General features: G+C 58.6%; 15 protein-coding genes. 6 read left to right on the top strand and 9 right to left on the bottom strand.

Translation table 11 applies throughout. From position 1 onward, the window contains the following. The first annotated feature begins 20 nt into the window (after nucleotides 1–20). Nucleotides 21–632, top strand: coding sequence for an NUDIX domain-containing protein (locus tag M0412_RS07040; protein ID WP_142839523.1), 612 nt, complete (start codon nucleotides 21–23; stop codon nucleotides 630–632). Between the two features lie 144 nt (nucleotides 633–776). Further along, entirely contained in the window at nucleotides 777–1730 is a 954-nt protein-coding gene (locus tag M0412_RS07035; protein ID WP_269698201.1) for a peptidoglycan-binding protein, read from the top strand. An 80-nt stretch (nucleotides 1731–1810) separates the two neighbouring features. Here M0412_RS07035 and M0412_RS07030 read toward each other — a convergent pair whose 3' ends face one another. The 4 genes from M0412_RS07030 to M0412_RS07015 form a co-directional block, all read right to left on the bottom strand. Next, complete coding sequence (locus tag M0412_RS07030; RefSeq protein ID WP_269698200.1) at nucleotides 1811–2746, bottom strand: omptin family outer membrane protease; 936 nt, start codon at nucleotides 2744–2746, stop codon at nucleotides 1811–1813. Nucleotides 2747–2877: 131 nt separating this feature from the next. Continuing rightward, complete coding sequence (purN, locus tag M0412_RS07025; protein ID WP_269698199.1) at nucleotides 2878–3552, bottom strand: phosphoribosylglycinamide formyltransferase; 675 nt, start codon at nucleotides 3550–3552, stop codon at nucleotides 2878–2880. Beyond that, complete coding sequence (gene purM / locus M0412_RS07020; protein WP_269698197.1) at nucleotides 3549–4622, bottom strand: phosphoribosylformylglycinamidine cyclo-ligase; 1074 nt, start codon at nucleotides 4620–4622, stop codon at nucleotides 3549–3551. The genes purN and purM overlap by 4 nt, the downstream gene beginning before the upstream one ends. 123 nt (nucleotides 4623–4745) lie before the next feature. Next, nucleotides 4746–5540 (bottom strand): class I SAM-dependent methyltransferase, encoded by a 795-nt coding sequence (locus M0412_RS07015; protein ID WP_269698195.1) that lies wholly within the window; start codon nucleotides 5538–5540, stop codon nucleotides 4746–4748. Nucleotides 5541–5815: 275 nt separating this feature from the next. Between M0412_RS07015 and M0412_RS07010 the strand changes: the two genes are divergently transcribed. Genes M0412_RS07010 through ppx form a run of 4 tightly spaced genes read left to right on the top strand, consistent with a single transcriptional unit; the run spans nucleotide 5816 to nucleotide 11527 of the window. Next, a complete protein-coding gene (locus M0412_RS07010) occupies nucleotides 5816–6973 on the top strand; it encodes an AI-2E family transporter (protein ID WP_269698193.1) in 1158 nt (385 codons plus the stop codon). Nucleotides 6974–6975: 2 nt separating this feature from the next. Continuing rightward, a complete protein-coding gene (gene hdaA, locus M0412_RS07005) occupies nucleotides 6976–7704 on the top strand; it encodes a DnaA regulatory inactivator HdaA (RefSeq protein ID WP_269698191.1) in 729 nt (242 codons plus the stop codon). A gap of 56 nt (nucleotides 7705–7760) precedes the next feature. After that, nucleotides 7761–10007 carry an RNA degradosome polyphosphate kinase gene (locus M0412_RS07000; protein ID WP_269698832.1) on the top strand — a complete coding sequence of 749 codons (2247 nt, stop codon included), beginning with the start codon at nucleotides 7761–7763 and terminating at the stop codon, nucleotides 10005–10007. Beyond that, entirely contained in the window at nucleotides 10004–11527 is a 1524-nt protein-coding gene (ppx, locus tag M0412_RS06995) for an exopolyphosphatase (RefSeq protein WP_046798850.1), read from the top strand. Before M0412_RS07000 ends, ppx begins: the two co-directional genes overlap by 4 nt. An 8-nt stretch (nucleotides 11528–11535) precedes the next feature. Here the strand turns inward: ppx and M0412_RS06990 are convergent, their stop codons facing one another. From M0412_RS06990 to M0412_RS06970, 5 genes are all read right to left on the bottom strand, one after another. Continuing rightward, nucleotides 11536–12192, bottom strand: coding sequence for a DapH/DapD/GlmU-related protein (locus tag M0412_RS06990; RefSeq protein ID WP_142839531.1), 657 nt, complete (start codon nucleotides 12190–12192; stop codon nucleotides 11536–11538). Nucleotides 12193–12365: 173 nt separating this feature from the next. Next, nucleotides 12366–12713 carry a hypothetical protein gene (locus M0412_RS06985; RefSeq protein WP_142839532.1) on the bottom strand — a complete coding sequence of 116 codons (348 nt, stop codon included), beginning with the start codon at nucleotides 12711–12713 and terminating at the stop codon, nucleotides 12366–12368. Between the two features lie 103 nt (nucleotides 12714–12816). Further along, the gene (locus M0412_RS06980; RefSeq protein ID WP_142839533.1) at nucleotides 12817–13164 is read right to left on the bottom strand and encodes a hypothetical protein; all 348 of its coding nucleotides are present in this window, start codon (nucleotides 13162–13164) and stop codon (nucleotides 12817–12819) included. 158 nt (nucleotides 13165–13322) lie between these two features. After that, complete coding sequence (locus M0412_RS06975; protein ID WP_142839534.1) at nucleotides 13323–14681, bottom strand: esterase-like activity of phytase family protein; 1359 nt, start codon at nucleotides 14679–14681, stop codon at nucleotides 13323–13325. Nucleotides 14682–14833: 152 nt separating this feature from the next. After that, entirely contained in the window at nucleotides 14834–15862 is a 1029-nt protein-coding gene (locus tag M0412_RS06970) for an adenylate/guanylate cyclase domain-containing protein (protein WP_052820378.1), read from the bottom strand. Between the last annotated feature and the right edge of the window lie 132 nt (nucleotides 15863–15994).

Here is a 15994-nt window from a genome sequence, read left to right as displayed (position 1 = left end):
GAATTGCCTGCGGAGTGATTATGGACCGTTCATTGAAAATGACTGCTGCCGGCGAGGCGGACAGAATACGGCTGGTGGAAAAAGAGACGGTCTGGAAGGGCTTCGTGCATATGCAGAAGCTTATTTTCGACCAGCGCATGCCGGATGGCAAAACGATCCGCATCGTGCGCGAAGTGCACGACCACGGCAGCGCCGCGGCCATTCTGCTTTACGATAAGAAGCGCGACAGCGTGGTGATGGTGCGGCAGTTCCGCCCCGCCGCCTTCGTAAACGGCGATCCAAGCTTCATGATCGAAGTCCCGGCCGGCCTTCTCGATGACGACAATGCGGCCGACGCCATTCGCCGTGAGGCGATGGAAGAATCCGGTTACGCGGTTGAGAAGGTCGATTATCTCTTCGATATGTATGCCAGCCCCGGAACCCTGACGGAAAAGGTCAGCCTCTTCGTCGCGCATATCGATCTCGACGTGCAGGCCGGTAACGGCGGCGGTCTGGCAAGCGAAGGCGAGGATCTGGAAGTTTTGACCTATGGTCTCGACGAAGCCTTTGCGATGATCGCATCCGGCGAAATCACCGATTCCAAGACGATTATCCTCTTGCAATGGGCAATGCTCAACCGTCACAGCCTTTAATATTAAAGGCTGTGCGAAAACAGGGAATGTCTTTCGAACTATACTCTAAATTACTTTAAATTCAATTAAAAATTGTTGTTGATTAATTAATCAACCCCGGTAAGCTTTGTGTGTCTAGGTTCACAAGCGGCTGGGGGGCTGGCTATGATTTTGGAAAAGGGTTCGCGCGGCAGTGCCGTGCAGGCGGTCCAGGAAATTTTGAATTTTCTGCATTTCGAGGGACGAAAATCGGCCTCGGCCGATTATGAAAGCCTCGAGACGGACGGCGTCTTCGGTGCGGATACGGAAGAAGCCGTACTGTCATTTCAGGCGGACAATCAACTTTATGAAGATGGTCGCATAGGGCCTGTAACGCTCGCTGCCTTGCAGCAGGCATATGAAACACGGCAGCGGGAATTGGTCTCGCCGCTATCACTGGCAGGCGATGCGAGCTACAGCATTGAGATAGGTGAGGCGGACCTTTTCGGAACGGGAAAGGAAAAAGGGTATCCGCGTGTCAGGCTGCGCAGCGACGTCATGTCCGCCTATAAGCAGGTCTACAAGGAGGTTCGTCGCCAGGGTGGATTGATGACCTCTTCCGGCGGCGTCCGCGATTTAAACGCCACGGTCAGCAAAAACCGCAGCGCCACTTCCTTTCACTACTCAGGGCGGGCGCTCGATCTTTTCATCTGGAGCGGTATGCAGGATCCGTCGAACGACGCCTATGTCGCCCAGCGGATCGGCGAGAGACGATACAATGTTTATGCCCGTTGCTGGCAGGATAGGGCTGAAAAAGGAGCTTTGCCGCCGCAGCAGACGATCCCCGATGTCGTGACCAACAAGAACCGCGTCAAGGGAGTGTCCGTCACGGGCCATTTTCTCGACTTGACGGCCCTTTTTGCCAAGAACGGTTTCAAACCAATCCGCGCACGCGCAGCCTTCGAGAAGGGTGGCGATTATCTCGGCGCTGAATGGTGGCATTTTCAATGGGAGGTCGGCCTTGTGCCCGGTGCTTCAACCTTCGGTGCCGAATTGTTGAAGATATATTCCAAGGCAACCTTGGCCAACACGCCGCCATGGGCCTACCGTGATTATATCTGGCAGCAAGACTGGTTTTAGATACTGACGGGGCAATGCGCCCATAAATCAAAGCCGCGCCTTTAACGAGGCGCGGTTTTCTGGGCAGACCTCATTGGGTGTCAGAACCGGCCCTTGATACCGGCGCCCACGAAAATCGACTGCAGGTCGCCGCCACCGGCATTCTTTTCCGAAGTCAGGTTTCCAGCGCCCGCGCCGCTATAATGCGTGTCCCCGCGCCCCAGGCTGGTATATTCATAGGCGCCATCTATGTAGATCGAGGCATTCTGGGTCAGGTCATAGGCAACACCCGCCTTCACCCCGAACATGCCGGCAACGTCGAATTTGTCGGTAAAGCGCATATCGCGCATCCAGTGATCATCCGTCGCCTTGGCAAAAACCATCGCGCCGCCCTCCAGGCCGGCATTGAGCGACCAGTTGCCGAATCTCTGGCCGCCGGTCAGGTTGCCGTAGAAGGCGGGGATTTGCTGGCGATAGGTAATGCCCTTTTCACCGTCCTTGAACCTGATGTTCAGATCTCTTCGAGAGAAAAGGCTGTAGACGGCGCTGCCGCCATAGGCCGACCATTGCACATCCGTATAACGAAAACCGACGCCGGCGCTGAGATATTGCTGGGGATCATCCAGCAGCATGCGGTTAAGCTCGAAGCTTCCCGAAAAATAGTGATCAAGTCGCGTATCATCGTGTTGGGAGCGATGGCTCCAGTTGTTTTTGGAGCTGTCTCTGGAAAAAGGCGCTATCCAGTCATGGTCGGTCATGTAGCCGTCGCCTTCAAAACCGACGCGGCCTTCGGCTTTCACGCGCCAGCCGGGTGCGAGCTCAAGCCCCAGAGAGCCGCGCAACGCCATGGCATTTTTGGTTTCCCATTCGAGTTCGCTCAGCTTGCTGCCGCCGATATGAACGGTTTCCGTTGCCCGAAGATTGAGAACACCGGCATCCAGCGAAGCGGTAATGCCGTTTTGTTCGGCGGCGAGCGGCAGGCTGGTGCCCATCAGCAAAACTGCCGTAAGCGGCAGGGAAAATCTCGGAAATAGCATAATCGCTCCTGACTGACCGGAGGGCCCGAAATACGGGCCGTTGCAGGCATTAGAGATGATTATGGTAAATGATCGGTTTATTTTTCCGGAAATACCACTTTAAGTATTTTTGTACTTTAGTGATTTCTTTATCAGAAAGTGGAAATCAGACTGGAATACTCGGATTTACTTTCGTTATCCGTGAAGACGGCCTTGCCGCCTTCCATCCGCACCCTGCCTTCTGCAAGTCGCTTCAGGGCGAGTGGGTAAAGCTGGTGCTCGACGCTCAGAAGCCGCGCCGCGAGTGTCTCGGCCGTATCGTTGGAAAAGACCGGAACAGCGCCCTGAGCAATGGTCGGACCTTCATCCATGCCTTCGGTCACGAAATGCACGGTGCAGCCGGAAATCTTCATGCCGCTGTCGATGGCGCGCTGATGGGTGTTGAGACCCGGGAAAAGCGGCAGAAGCGACGGGTGGATATTGATGATGCGGCCTTCATAGGGAGCGATGAAATCGCCTGATATCAGCCGCATGTAACCGGCAAGGCAGATGATGTCGGGTGCGATTTCGCCAAGTGCGGCCAGAATGGCGCCCTCATGCTCGGCCTTGCTGCCATAGGTCTTCCGCTCGAAGACGAGCGTTGGAATGCCAAGATCCCGGGCCTTTCCCAACCCGCCCGCAGAAGCCTTGTCGGAGATGACGCAAACGATTTCAGCCGGAAAATCCGCCGCCTGGCAGGCTTTCGCCAGCGACACCATGTTGGAGCCGCTGCCGGAGATGAAAACGACGACACGTGTGCGACCGGACGACAGGGCGGCGCGCATCATAGGCCGAGAGTACCCTTGTAGATCGTGCCATGCGCGCCCTCTTGCCGGGCGACCATGCGGCCGAGCGGGAACACGGTTTCGCCTTCCGCCGTCAGCGCATCGGTAACCTCGGCAGCATTTTCAGCCGAAACCACCACGATCATGCCGACGCCGCAATTGAAGGTGCGCAGCATTTCATTGGCTTCGACGCCGCCGGTTTTCGCCAGCCACGAGAAGACCGCCGGAACCTTGATCGCATCGAGATCGATCTCGGCGGCGAGATGTTTGGGCAGAACGCGCGGAATATTCTCGGGGAAACCACCGCCGGTAATGTGCGCCAGCGCCTTCAGCGCGCCGGTCTCGCGGATCGCCTTCAGAAGCGGCTTCACATAGATGCGTGTCGGTGTCAGCAGTGCTTCGCCAAGCTTCTTGCCTTCGGCAAAGGGGGCAGGGGCGTCCCAGCCAAGACCGGAAACCGAAACGATCTTGCGCACCAGCGAAAAGCCGTTGGAGTGAACGCCGGAGGAAGACAGGCCGAGAATGACATCACCTTCGGCAATGTCGCCGGCCGGCAGAAGCTGGCCGCGTTCGGCCGCACCCACGGCAAAGCCTGCGAGATCATAGTCACCGTCGGAATACATGCCGGGCATCTCGGCGGTTTCGCCGCCGATCAGCGCACAGCCGGATTCGCGGCAACCGGCAGCGATGCCGGAAACGATGGCCGCACCTTGATCCGGGTCGAGCTTGCCGGTGGCGAAATAATCAAGAAAGAACAGCGGCTCGGCGCCCTGAACGACGAGATCGTTGACGCACATGGCAACGAGGTCGATGCCGACCGTATCGTGATAATCCGCGTCGATGGCGATCTTCAGCTTGGTGCCGACGCCGTCATTGGCGGCCACCAGAACCGGATCGGTAAAACCAGCCGCCTTCAGATCGAACAGGCCGCCGAAGCCGCCAATTTCGCCATCTGCGCCGGGACGCCGTGTCGAGCGCACCGCCGGTTTGATCTTTTCGACCATCAGATTGCCGGCGTCGATATCCACACCTGCGTCACTATAGGTAAGACCGTTCTTGCCCGACTGGCTCATGGCTCTCGTCTCCGCTGGTTCCTTTGGCGTCGCCATTCGCACGGGACGGGGCCTGATGCAAGGGTTTGAGTGGCAAAAGCTCCGGTTTTTAACGGCTTTGGCAGGGCTTGCGGTGTGAGACACTCATGATGCCGGCGAAGCGACGCGACAGACGAGATTAAGCAACCCGTCATTGGACGTATCGGAGTTTTCCTCGATCGGCCGGCCGTTCTCGCCGAAACGGGCGACGATTTCGAAACCTGCCGCTTCCAGCTGGCGGGTTTGGGCGGCAAGGTCGATGAAATAAAACAGGCCGCTCCAGCGATGCGCCTGATCCACCAGAATGGCATATTCAGGTGTCTGCCGGGTGGCGGCCTGCAGGCGCAGATAGTTTATCCAGCTTTGCGGATGCAGCGAATTCACCACTTCCCGCGGGTGCCAGGATCGCCGATGCAACGGCATGCCGCCGGCCCGCTTCCATTGCCGGTTATGAAATGAGAAGATGAAATAACCGCCGGGCGCCAGAATGCTGCTGATGGCATGGATGATGGCGAGCCGATCCTCATGGCCGAAGGCGCTTAAAATCGCGAGCGCCCCGAGCACGCAGTCGAAACGCTCCGCACCGAATTGCCCGATCGCCCGCACATCCATGTCGAGAAAGGTGGCTGCCGGAAAATTGCGCCGCGCCAGCGCCAGCATGGGTTGCGAACGATCGATGCCGATATAGTCACCCACCAGCGGCAGAAGCGGCTTCGTCGTCCGTCCGGTACCGACCCCGAGATCAAGCAGCCGTTTGCCGGCATAGGCATGGCGAAACTGGTCTAGAATAATGCGTTCGGCCGGGTAAAGCTGCTGGTTGTCGTACCACTCGGCAATGTCGGGGTGATCGAAAAGACCGGCGTTATGTTCCGCGATGCCATTTTCACTGGTGCCTTGCATCGTGCCTCCGGTCGCCGGACATCACAGAGCGCTGCGGGCTCGCCCCACTATTATTTGATATTTGTCTAATATTGGCGGTCGGTCAACCTGCCGTTGCGACCCAAAGCCCCGGAAAGGCGGGATTTTGCCGACTGGACGAGCTTGCATTGGAAAAAGATAACCAGGCCTTGGTGCTCCGGCGGCCCGTGTGCAGCCGCAGCGGTCTTGACCATAAGCATATGGGCATCCTATCTCCATCTTGGGCGGTGACGGCACGGCGACAAGAGGATGAGTGAATGCAACCCCATGTAAGCGGCATGAGCCTGCGCCGGCAGGTATTTTTCTGGATCGGCGTGCTTGCCGTCTTTGTCCTTTTCCTGATGGTCTTCAGCTCCATCCTGCTACCCTTCGTCGCCGGCATGGCGCTTGCCTATTTTCTTGACCCGGTTGCCGACTGGCTGGAGCGTCGCGGTCTCAACCGGCTGATGGCAACGGTCGTCATTCTCGTCTCCTTCGTGCTGATCTTTGCGCTGTCGCTCATCATCATCATTCCGCTCATCGCCGCCCAGGCCTCGGAATTCATCACCCGTATCCCGCAATATATCTCGTCCCTGCAACAGTTGATTGCCGGTGCCGATACCAACCTGCTGCCGGACTGGGTCAGCAACCAGATCGACGCCGTGAAGGAGAATTTCTCCAAGCTCCTCACCGAAGGCGCCGGTTTCATCGGCACGCTGCTGACGCAGATCTGGAACTCCGGCAAATCGCTGGTCGATGTCGTGTCGCTGCTGGTCGTCACCCCCGTTGTCGCCTTTTACCTGCTGCTCGACTGGGACCGGATGATCGACAAGGTCGACAGCTGGATACCGCGCGACTACGTGCATACCGTCCGCCAGATCGCCCGTGACATGGACAAGACGATTGCCGGTTTCGTGCGCGGGCAGGGGTCGCTCTGCATCATTCTCGGTGTTTATTATGCCGTTGGCCTGTCGCTGGTGGGCTTGAATTTCGGCCTGCTGATCGGTCTTTTCTCCGGCCTCATCAGCTTCATTCCCTATATCGGCTCCATGGTCGGCCTCATCCTTGCCGTTGGTGTCGCCATCGTGCAGTTCTGGCCGGATTACATCTATGTGTTTCTCACACTTGCCGTGTTCTTTTCCGGCCAGTTCATCGAAGGCAATATCCTGCAGCCGAAGCTCGTGGGCAAAAGCGTCGGTCTGCATCCGGTATGGCTGATGTTCGCTTTGTTCGCCTTCGGCGCATTGTTCGGTTTCGTCGGTCTTCTGGTCGCGGTTCCGGCGGCGGCTGCCGTCGGCGTGCTTGTCCGCTTCGCATTGTCGCGGTATCTTGAAAGCGATCTCTACCACGGACACGCTGCCAACCTTCCCTGGGACGCCAATCCTGGCCTGGAAGAAAAGGAAACGTCCTCCGCCAAGGTGGATGGTCAGGGCTGACGATGACTGACCCAATCAAAACCGATAACGCCCGGTCGAAGGCCGAGCAGCTGCCGCTCGCATTCTCACACCAGGCCGCCTCCGACCGGGACGATCTCCTCGTGTCCGCGTCACTTGCGGCCGCCGTCAGCCTTGTCGATGAATGGCCGAACTGGCGCGCGCCGGTCGTCGTGCTGGCCGGGCCACCCGGCTCGGGAAAATCGCATCTCGCCAATATCTGGAAAAACATTGCCGGCGCCCGGGATATTGACCCGCAGGCCGGCGGTGATGCCGCGCGTGCGGCCGAGAACGGACCCGTTCTCTTCGAGGATGCCGACCGCCGCGGTTTTGACGACACCGAACTCTTCCATGTCATCAACAGCGTGCGCCAGCACGGCACGACGCTTTTGATGACAAGCCGGCAATGGCCGGCCGCATGGCCGGTAACGCTGCCGGACCTGCGCTCGCGCCTGAAGGCCGTGACAGTGGTGGAGACGGGTGAGCCGGATGAGGGGCTGCTGGCGCAGGTGCTGGTAAAACTCTTCGCCGACCGGCAGCTTTACATGGATGACAAACTCATAGGTTACATCGTCAATAGAATGGAGCGCTCGCTCGATACGGCCCAGACGATTGTGGACCGCATCGACAGGCTGGCGCTTGCGCGCGGAACGAGAATAACCCGCCCGCTGGCAGCGGAAGTCCTCAATGCGATGGACAGCGCCGCGGCGGGCAGCGAGCTGGACATCGATTGACGACTGTCACAGTTCCGTCGTCAAACTGTTATACGGGCAAGAAGGACGATCACGCGATGCAACAGGATCACGGGACGAAAATTGGTCAGGGGATGGAACAGGGCATGGACGCAGTAGCGCAGGACAACTTCGACAAGGTTCAGCCGGTGACCGAGGGCGAGAGCCTCTGGGATAGCCCCGCCCGTTTCGTCAACCGTGAATTCTCCTGGCTCCAGTTCAACCGTCGCGTTCTTGAAGAAACGTTGAATACGGATCATCCGCTTCTGGAGCGGCTGCGTTTCCTCTCCATCTCTGCCGCCAACCTCGATGAATTCTTCATGGTCCGCGTCGCCGGCCTCGAAGGCCAGGTTCGCCAGAAGATCACCGTGCGGACGCCGGATGGCAAGACGCCGGCCGAGCAGCTGGAAGACATTCTGAAGGAAATCGACAATCTGCAGATGGAACAGCAGGCCTCGCTCGCCGTGCTGCAGCAATATCTCGCCAAGGAAGAAATCTTCGTCGTGCGGCCTGCCGCACTGTCCGATGCCGACCGCACCTGGCTTGGCACCGAATTCGAAGAGCGTATCTTCCCGGTGCTGACGCCGCTGTCCATCGACCCCGCGCACCCGTTCCCCTTCATTCCCAACCTCGGCTTCTCGATGGGCCTGCAGCTCGACAGCGTCAACGGCCGCGAGCCGATGACCGCGCTCCTGCGCCTGCCACCCGCACTCGACCGCTTCGTGCGCCTGCCGGATGACAAGAACGCCATTCGTTACATCACGCTTGAAGATGTGGTCGGCCTGTTCATCCACCGGCTTTATCCCGGTTATACGGTCCGCGGCTTCGGCACCTTCCGCATCATTCGCGACAGCGATATCGAGGTGGAGGAAGAGGCGGAAGATCTGGTTCGTTTCTTCGAAAGCGCGCTGAAGCGCCGCCGCCGCGGTTCCGTTATCCGCATCGAGACCGACAGCGAAATGCCGCAGTCACTGCGCCAGTTCGTGGTGCATGAACTTGGCGTGCCGGACAATCGCGTCGCGGTTCTGCCGGGCCTTCTCGCACTCAACACCATTTCGGAAATCGTCCGCGCGCCGCGCGACGACCTGAAATTCGAGCCTTACAACGCCCGTTTCCCCGAGCGCGTGCGCGAACATGCCGGCGATTGCCTCGCCGCCATCCGCGAAAAGGACATGGTGGTTCACCACCCCTATGAAAGCTTCGACGTGGTCGTGCAGTTCCTGCTGCAGGCAGCGCGCGATCCCGAAGTTCTCGCCATCAAGCAGACGCTTTACCGTACTTCCAATGACAGCCCGATTGTCCGTGCGCTGATTGATGCGGCCGAAGCTGGCAAATCCGTCACCGCGCTGGTGGAATTGAAGGCGCGCTTTGACGAAGAAGCCAACATCCGCTGGGCGCGCGATCTGGAGCGTGCCGGTGTACAGGTGGTGTTCGGCTTCATCGAACTGAAAACCCACGCCAAGATGTCGATGGTGGTGCGCCGCGAGGACGGCAAGCTCAGAACCTATTGCCATCTCGGCACGGGCAACTATCACCCGATCACGGCCAAGATTTACACCGACCTGTCCTTCTTCACCTGCAACCCGAAGATCGCCCACGACATGGCGAATATCTTCAACTTCATCACCGGTTATGGTGAGCCGGAAGAGGGCATGAAGCTGGCGATTTCGCCCTATACGCTGCGCTCACGCATCGTGAAGCACATCAATGAAGAGATCGAGCACGCCAAGCGCGGTGCGCCGGCGGCGATCTGGATGAAGATGAATTCGCTGGTCGACCCTGAAATCATCGATTCGCTTTACCGCGCCAGTGCGGCGGGTGTGGAGATTGATCTGGTGATCCGCGGCATCTGCTGCCTGCGCCCGCAGGTGGCCGGTCTTTCCGACAATATCCGCGTCAAATCCATCGTCGGCCGCTTCCTCGAACACAGCCGGATTTTCTGCTTCGGCAACGGTTTCGGCCTGCCGTCCGACAAGGCGCTGGTCTATATCGGCTCGGCCGACATGATGCCGCGCAACCTTGATCGCCGTGTGGAAACGCTGGTGCCGCTCACCAATCCCACCGTGCACGAGCAGGTTCTTTCACAGATTATGCTGGGCAATCTCATTGACAACCAGCAGAGCTACGAGATACTTGCGGACGGAACGTCGAGGCGCATCGAGGTGCGTAAAGGCGAAGAACCGTTCAACGCGCAGCACTATTTCATGACCAATCCCAGCCTTTCCGGACGTGGTGAAGCCTTGAAATCCAGTGCGCCCAAATTGATTGCCGGGTTGATTTCTTCCCGCAAGAAACAGGCTGAATGACTCGATCAGAAGCACAGGGGCGGCTGACCGGCCTTGCCCCCGTTTCCGTCATAGATATTGGTTCGAACTCCGTTCGTCTTGTCGTATATGAAGGTCTCTCCCGCGCGCCCGCGGTGCTGTTCAACGAAAAGGTCCTTTGCGGTCTTGGCAAAGGACTGGCACTGACGGGCCGCATGCATGAGGAAGGTGTCAGCCGGGCACTGATGGCGCTCAGGCGTTTCCATGCGCTTTCCGAACAGGCGCAGGCACAGGAACTTTATGTGCTGGCGACGGCGGCGGCGCGCGAAGCGGAAAACGGTCCGGATTTCATCCGCGAGGCAGAAGCGATTCTCGGCTGCGAAGTCGAGGTGCTGTCAGGCGAAAAGGAAGCGCTTTATTCCGCTTACGGGGTGATCAGCGGTTTCCATGATCCGGATGGCATTGCCGGCGACCTGGGCGGCGGTTCGCTCGAACTCATCGATATCAAGGGCAAAAGCTGCGGCGAGGGCATTACCCTGCCGCTCGGTGGCCTGAGGCTTTCCGAGCAATCGGATGGTTCGCTCGAAAAAGCAGCGACCATTGCCAGAAAGCACGTCAAATCCTTTGCAAAGCTGCTGACGGCGGGTGAGGGACGCACCTTTTATGCCGTAGGCGGCACATGGCGAAACATCGCCAAGCTGCACATGGAAATCACCGGTTACCCGCTGCATATGATGCAGGGATATGAATTGCCGCTGGAGGAAATGCTGAATTTTCTGGAGGAGGTCATTCTCTCCAGAGACAGCAAGGATCCCGCCTGGCAGGCGGTTTCCAAGAACCGCCGTTCGCTTCTGCCCTTCGGCGCCATCGCCATGCGCGAGGTTCTGAAGGTGATGAAGCCGGCAAAGATCGCCTTTTCCGCGCAGGGCGTGCGCGAAGGTTATCTCTATTCGCTGCTGACGGAAACGGAGCGTGATCTGGACCCGCTGCTGGTCACGGCCGACGAACTTGCCATCCTGCGCGCCCGTTCGCCCGAACATGCGCGTGAACTGGCGGATTGGAGCGGCCGCACCTTTCCTGTCTTCGGCATCGACGAGACGGAAGAAGAAAGTCGTTACCGCCAGGCGGCCTGCCTTCTCGCCGATATCAGCTGGCGCGCCCATCCTGACTATCGCGGCCTGCAGGCGCTCAATATCATCGCCCACTCCTCCTTCGTCGCAATTACCCATCCTGGCCGAGCCTATATAGCGCTTGCCAATTATTATCGCTTCGAGGGACTGAACGACAACGGCACCACCGAGCCGCTGGCGGCCATGGCAGGTGACCGGCTGCTGGAACTCGGCAAATTGCTCGGCGGCCTGCTGCGCGTCGTTTACCTGTTCTCGGCCTCGATGCCGGGCGTTGTCGACCATCTGAAATTCCGCAAATCCACCAATCCCGATCTCGATCTGGAATTCGTGGTGCCGCATGATTACTGCGATTTTGCCGGCGAGCGTCTGGACGGGCGTTTGCAGCAGCTGGCGAAGCTGACGGGCAAGCGGCTGGCGTTCGTGTTCGAGTAATAAGAGTTTTATTTTGCGACAGGCGTGGGTGACGCAGACCAGCGCTCGCAAAAGGCTTCGATGTCGCTCGACTGAAAATCGGCAAGCCGCGCCATGATTGTCTCGAATGGCCAGTCCCACCACGCGATGGCGGCGAGCTGGCGCGCTATGGATCGCGAAAACCGCTCGCGAATGATTTTCGCGGGAACACCGCCAACGATGGTGTAGGACGGCACGTCCTTGGTAACGACCGCACCGGCTGCCAGCACGGCGCCGTCTCCAACCCTTACACCCGGCAACACAATAACTCCGTGTCCAATCCAGACATCGTTACCGATGACGGATCGGTCCTGCTTTCGCCGGTCGAAAAACGCGTCGTCACGAACGGCATCCGCCGAGTAATATTCCGGGCAGTAGCTGAAACGATGCATGGAAGGCCGGTCCATCGGATGGTTGGGAGCGCCTATCCGCACCTCCGCGGCAATGGCGCAGAACTTTCCGATCGTCGCATCACCAACCATGCAACGGGGTCCCAGATACGAGTAGTCGCCGAGATCGGTATTGTTCAGGGCTGTATCCGCCAAGATTTCACAGCATTTGCCGATGCCTGAATCCCTGATACTCGCTGTTGAATGGACAACGGTTTCTGCGATTTTTGGGCGATTGAATTGTGCGGTCGAATCCATGTCAGTCTCCGGATTTGCGTCTGCCTATCCGGAGATGATGAAGGGCCTGTGACGGTAAATCTTAAGAGGAGCCCGGTTGCGCCAGCTGCTGCTGTTAAAGATCAACCCTGTTGGTCACTCGTATCGTGCAAAACCTGCCTTCAGACTGAAAGTCAGGAAGAGGGCATGTGCCGTCAGTCGTGAGATGCATCCGCCTTCGCCTGGCTCTTGGTCCAGTAATGGTCGGATATGTTTTGCGCATTCCGGATGATGTGGGATGCGACTTCAGGGTCTCCGCCTTCGAAGGTTTCCCCGTCGGCTCCGCATAACCGCAGGAAGAGCTGCTGATGCGCGGTGGCGACAAAATATTCATAGGCGGGAGGCTCAATATCGGAGCCAATGGCCTGCAGCTCTTCGGCGGCCTTCGTGCTGGCGCGCTCAAGCGCCGCGTAAATTGCAGCCATCAAAGCTTCTTCTGTTTGTTCAAATATATCCTGAGCTTGCCGTTCGGCCGGTGTCAGGATGGGGCAGCTGTCATTCACGGGGCATTTCTCCTCTTGGTGCGCCTCGTTTCGCTGCCCGATCATATGTCATGGATTGTGTCCGCATTGCGGGAAAGCCAGTCCCACCATATTTTTAAGTGGATCAACCGTGCCCCAGCGCCTTCCTGATGCAGGCGCTGAGATAGGCATATTGCAGCGGCGTAATCTTTGCCATCGCTTCGGTGCGGGTGGCGGGTCTGTCCTGATAACCGACGGGAATATCAAACTGGGCGAAGGTGAAATCCCAGCGAATGTCATCGACGATATTGTAGAAATGTTCGGCGCCGCTGACGGCGGTTTTGGCGATCTCACCGCCGAAAATATCCTGAACCACCAGAGCGGTGACGCTGCCCTGTCCACGGGCGGGGTTTTCCCGCGACCACAGACTGCTGGTCTCGCCCGACCAGCTTTTCCTCAGCGCATAATAAAGTCGTTCGGCATGATCCTGCATGAAGGGGTCTTTCCCGTTTCGGAGCCGGGCTCCGGGTCAGGCATGACTGGAAAAAAGCGGAGCGCCGCGCCTCCTCTGGAGGCTGCAACGACGCTCCGCCCTGTTGAATATGCGCGGTCGCGCGGGTGGTGCCGGAACCAGTTCCGGCACCGTTTTTCTTACTTGGCGTCGAGCAGGTCCTTGACTTCCAAGAGGACGAATTCGTTATCGTCAGCCTTGTCCAGCGCACGACCTGCCGAGAAGGGCAGGTTGTTGTCGTTGCCGACGATGATATGCGTGGCGTCAACGCGGTCGACATTCTCGATGGTGACAAAAGGCATGTCGTAATAGCCGTTGCCGCCGCCCTGACGTTTCTTGTTGTCAGGATCGGAGATCTTCAGAAGATCGATATAGCCGATCTTGCGGGCGGCCTTGCCGACATTGGCGTCATTGAACTCGATCTTGTAGATGCGCTTGACCTTGGAGGGCACGGCAAAGCAGTTTGCTTCCGGCTTCTTCGGATCGGCGCACGCCTTGTCGGCGGTGCCGGCGCCATTGTCACGTTCGATGACCAGCGCCGTGCTGTCGTCAAGCATGTTGAAGTCGCCGATGGCTTCGCCGCCCTCTGCCAGCGGATAGAGCCAGGTGCGGCCGGTCCATTCCTTCTTGGCGGTGTCGAGTTCGATGATCCGAAGGCCGGTCGAACCGTCTTCGGTTTTCTCCACCTGGCCATCGGCGGTGTAGAGCGGGCCTTCCAGCAGACCGTAGAGCTTCGAACCGTCCTTGGAGAGCGCCATGCCTTCATAACCGCCGGAACGTTTCAGGTTGAAGGCAGGCATTTTCTGCGTCGGGTTGCCGGGCAGGGCCAGAGTCGGATGATCCGGTGACTTCACGTCGATGTCACCAGCCTTGGTGGCAATGACGTCGGTCAGCTTGCCGTCACGGGTGAATTTCAGGATGTAAGGACCGAACTCTTCGCCCACCCAGAAACCATCGGCGACAGGCTGAATGGATTCGACGTCGAAATCGGCGCCCGTCAGGTAACGCTTGCTCGATCCTTCGAGAACGATCGGGAAGGGCGCTTTCATGTCAGGGTCGGAGAGAAACACGGTTTCAAGCGCGTTGACCTTGCCGGCGTCCCAGTCGAACTTCAGATGGTGAAGCATCAGCATGGCGTCGCTGGAATTCAGCTTGGAACCGAAGCCGTTGTCGGAAAGGCTCCAGAAGCTGCCGTCGGCCATGGCCTTGATACCGGAAAAGCCCTGCATCGGCTGGCCGTTGAACGGCATGGAAAGACCGGTCAGGCGAACGCCGTCCTTGCCGGGCACGGTGCCGAGACCCTCGGCGCGCTTGCGGTCGGCCGTCGTGAACTTGGCGGAGGTCTTGAGGTGCTCCGGCGCATCTGATGGTGCAGGGATGATGGTGTTGGCCGGCAGAATGGCGTGGGAGACCAGCTTTGCCGGAAACTCCTTCTCGGCCGCATAAGACGTGGTGGCAAGCGCGAGAACTGCGCAGGAGGCGAAAAGAATGTGCTTCATGGATAAGACCCCTCGATACCTGTTGAAGACAGGATTGAGGCGATAGGGGCGCTCCATGACAGGCAGGTGATTGTCGTTTGAAGCTTTGATGAATTTTGATGACGGCTGCCGTCTCCAAACGGGCCAGCACGGTTTCTTCCAGCCAATTGCCCTTATGCGGCAGGGGCCTGATACTGGCTGAGCGTGCATACACCCAGCGTCTGGCCACGGCCCTTGACCGCATGTTCACCGAGATATTCGCTGCGCACACCCTTTGGAAGCACCAGCTGATGGGCAAGGTCGGCGGAAATCAGCACCGGGTGGCCGAGCATCTTGCTCAGTGATTCGAGACGCGAGGTCGTGTTCACCGTATCGCCGAAATAGGTGATCTTGTGGTGATCGACGCCGATTTCCGCTGTTATGACCGGCCCGCCATGGATGGCGAAGCGCAGGCGCGGCACTTCGCCGAATCGGGAAATCCACATGTCGCGTTTTTCCTCGATGGTCGCCAGAATATCGAAGACACAGCGCACGCAGGCCGCCCGCCTGATCGCCATGTGATAGGGCCAGGTAATGATGGCGGCGTCGCCAATATAGTCATCGATAACGCCGCCATGTTTCCGGACCGGTGCGGCATAGCTCGCGAAGATTTCGCCGAGAAACTCCTGGGCCTTCAGGTCGCCATTGGTTTCGGCAAAGGAGGTGGAGCCGACAAGATCGATGAAGATGAAGACGCGGTCTTCGCTGACGGGGCGGCGATAGCGACCGAGAATGAGATCGATGAAGATGTCGCGGCCGAGAAGCTCGCGCACCCGCATGATGAAAACGATGATGCCGCAGACGATGAGCGTGAAGACGAGCGTCTGCACTTCGGCATGCACTGCCCGTTTCCAGGTGCCGGGAAATATCCCGCTCAGCCACAGGATGGTGCCGCCAAGCCCGAAGCCGCAGAAAACGAGAACGGCATAGATGATCAGACCGACGGCGATATAGACTGGTGTCGGCAATGCGCTGACCCGCCGCGACAGGCCGGGCATGATGTAACCGCGCTCGAAAGCGAGAATGGGTGCGCAGGCAAACAGCGCATAGGTCGCGCCGATCAATGCGCCGCCGCCATATTCCAGAAATGCGTAGGCCACCCCGGCGCCGGCCACGGCAACGAAGAGCACCACGTAATCCAGAATGGGCAGCAATTTTCTCATGTCGGTTCTTGGGTCTCGGGCAGGGAAGGCTTGGCCTCGGGAAGGAAGAACTGGCCGCTCCCGTCGGAGAAGCTTCTGTTGCGGTCATATGCGACATTAATGTGGAAAATGCGCTGCAAAAAGTGACCTTTC

This window comes from Agrobacterium sp. O3.4 (genome assembly GCF_041414895.1).
GTDB lineage: Bacteria > Pseudomonadota > Alphaproteobacteria > Rhizobiales > Rhizobiaceae > Agrobacterium > Agrobacterium cucumeris.
This window is presented reverse-complemented; position numbering and strand designations above follow the sequence as displayed.

What these genes read in the sequence shown, in the direction of transcription:
- M0412_RS07000 (WP_269698832.1), top strand. Translation starts at nt 7,761, where the DNA reads ATGCAACAGGATCACGGGACGAAAATTGGTCAGGGGATGGAACAGGGC.
- ppx (WP_046798850.1), top strand. Translation starts at nt 10,004, where the DNA reads ATGACTCGATCAGAAGCACAGGGGCGGCTGACCGGCCTTGCCCCCGTT.
- M0412_RS07015 (WP_269698195.1), bottom strand. Translation starts at nt 5,540, where the DNA reads ATGCAAGGCACCAGTGAAAATGGCATCGCGGAACATAACGCCGGTCTT.
- M0412_RS07010 (WP_269698193.1), top strand. Translation starts at nt 5,816, where the DNA reads ATGCAACCCCATGTAAGCGGCATGAGCCTGCGCCGGCAGGTATTTTTC.
- M0412_RS06975 (WP_142839534.1), bottom strand. Translation starts at nt 14,681, where the DNA reads ATGAAGCACATTCTTTTCGCCTCCTGCGCAGTTCTCGCGCTTGCCACC.
- M0412_RS07040 (WP_142839523.1), top strand. Translation starts at nt 21, where the DNA reads ATGGACCGTTCATTGAAAATGACTGCTGCCGGCGAGGCGGACAGAATA.
- M0412_RS06980 (WP_142839533.1), bottom strand. Translation starts at nt 13,164, where the DNA reads ATGCAGGATCATGCCGAACGACTTTATTATGCGCTGAGGAAAAGCTGG.
- hdaA (WP_269698191.1), top strand. Translation starts at nt 6,976, where the DNA reads ATGACTGACCCAATCAAAACCGATAACGCCCGGTCGAAGGCCGAGCAG.
- M0412_RS07030 (WP_269698200.1), bottom strand. Translation starts at nt 2,746, where the DNA reads ATGCTATTTCCGAGATTTTCCCTGCCGCTTACGGCAGTTTTGCTGATG.
- M0412_RS07035 (WP_269698201.1), top strand. Translation starts at nt 777, where the DNA reads ATGATTTTGGAAAAGGGTTCGCGCGGCAGTGCCGTGCAGGCGGTCCAG.
- purM (WP_269698197.1), bottom strand. Translation starts at nt 4,622, where the DNA reads ATGAGCCAGTCGGGCAAGAACGGTCTTACCTATAGTGACGCAGGTGTG.
- purN (WP_269698199.1), bottom strand. Translation starts at nt 3,552, where the DNA reads ATGATGCGCGCCGCCCTGTCGTCCGGTCGCACACGTGTCGTCGTTTTC.
- M0412_RS06970 (WP_052820378.1), bottom strand. Translation starts at nt 15,862, where the DNA reads ATGAGAAAATTGCTGCCCATTCTGGATTACGTGGTGCTCTTCGTTGCC.
- M0412_RS06990 (WP_142839531.1), bottom strand. Translation starts at nt 12,192, where the DNA reads ATGGATTCGACCGCACAATTCAATCGCCCAAAAATCGCAGAAACCGTT.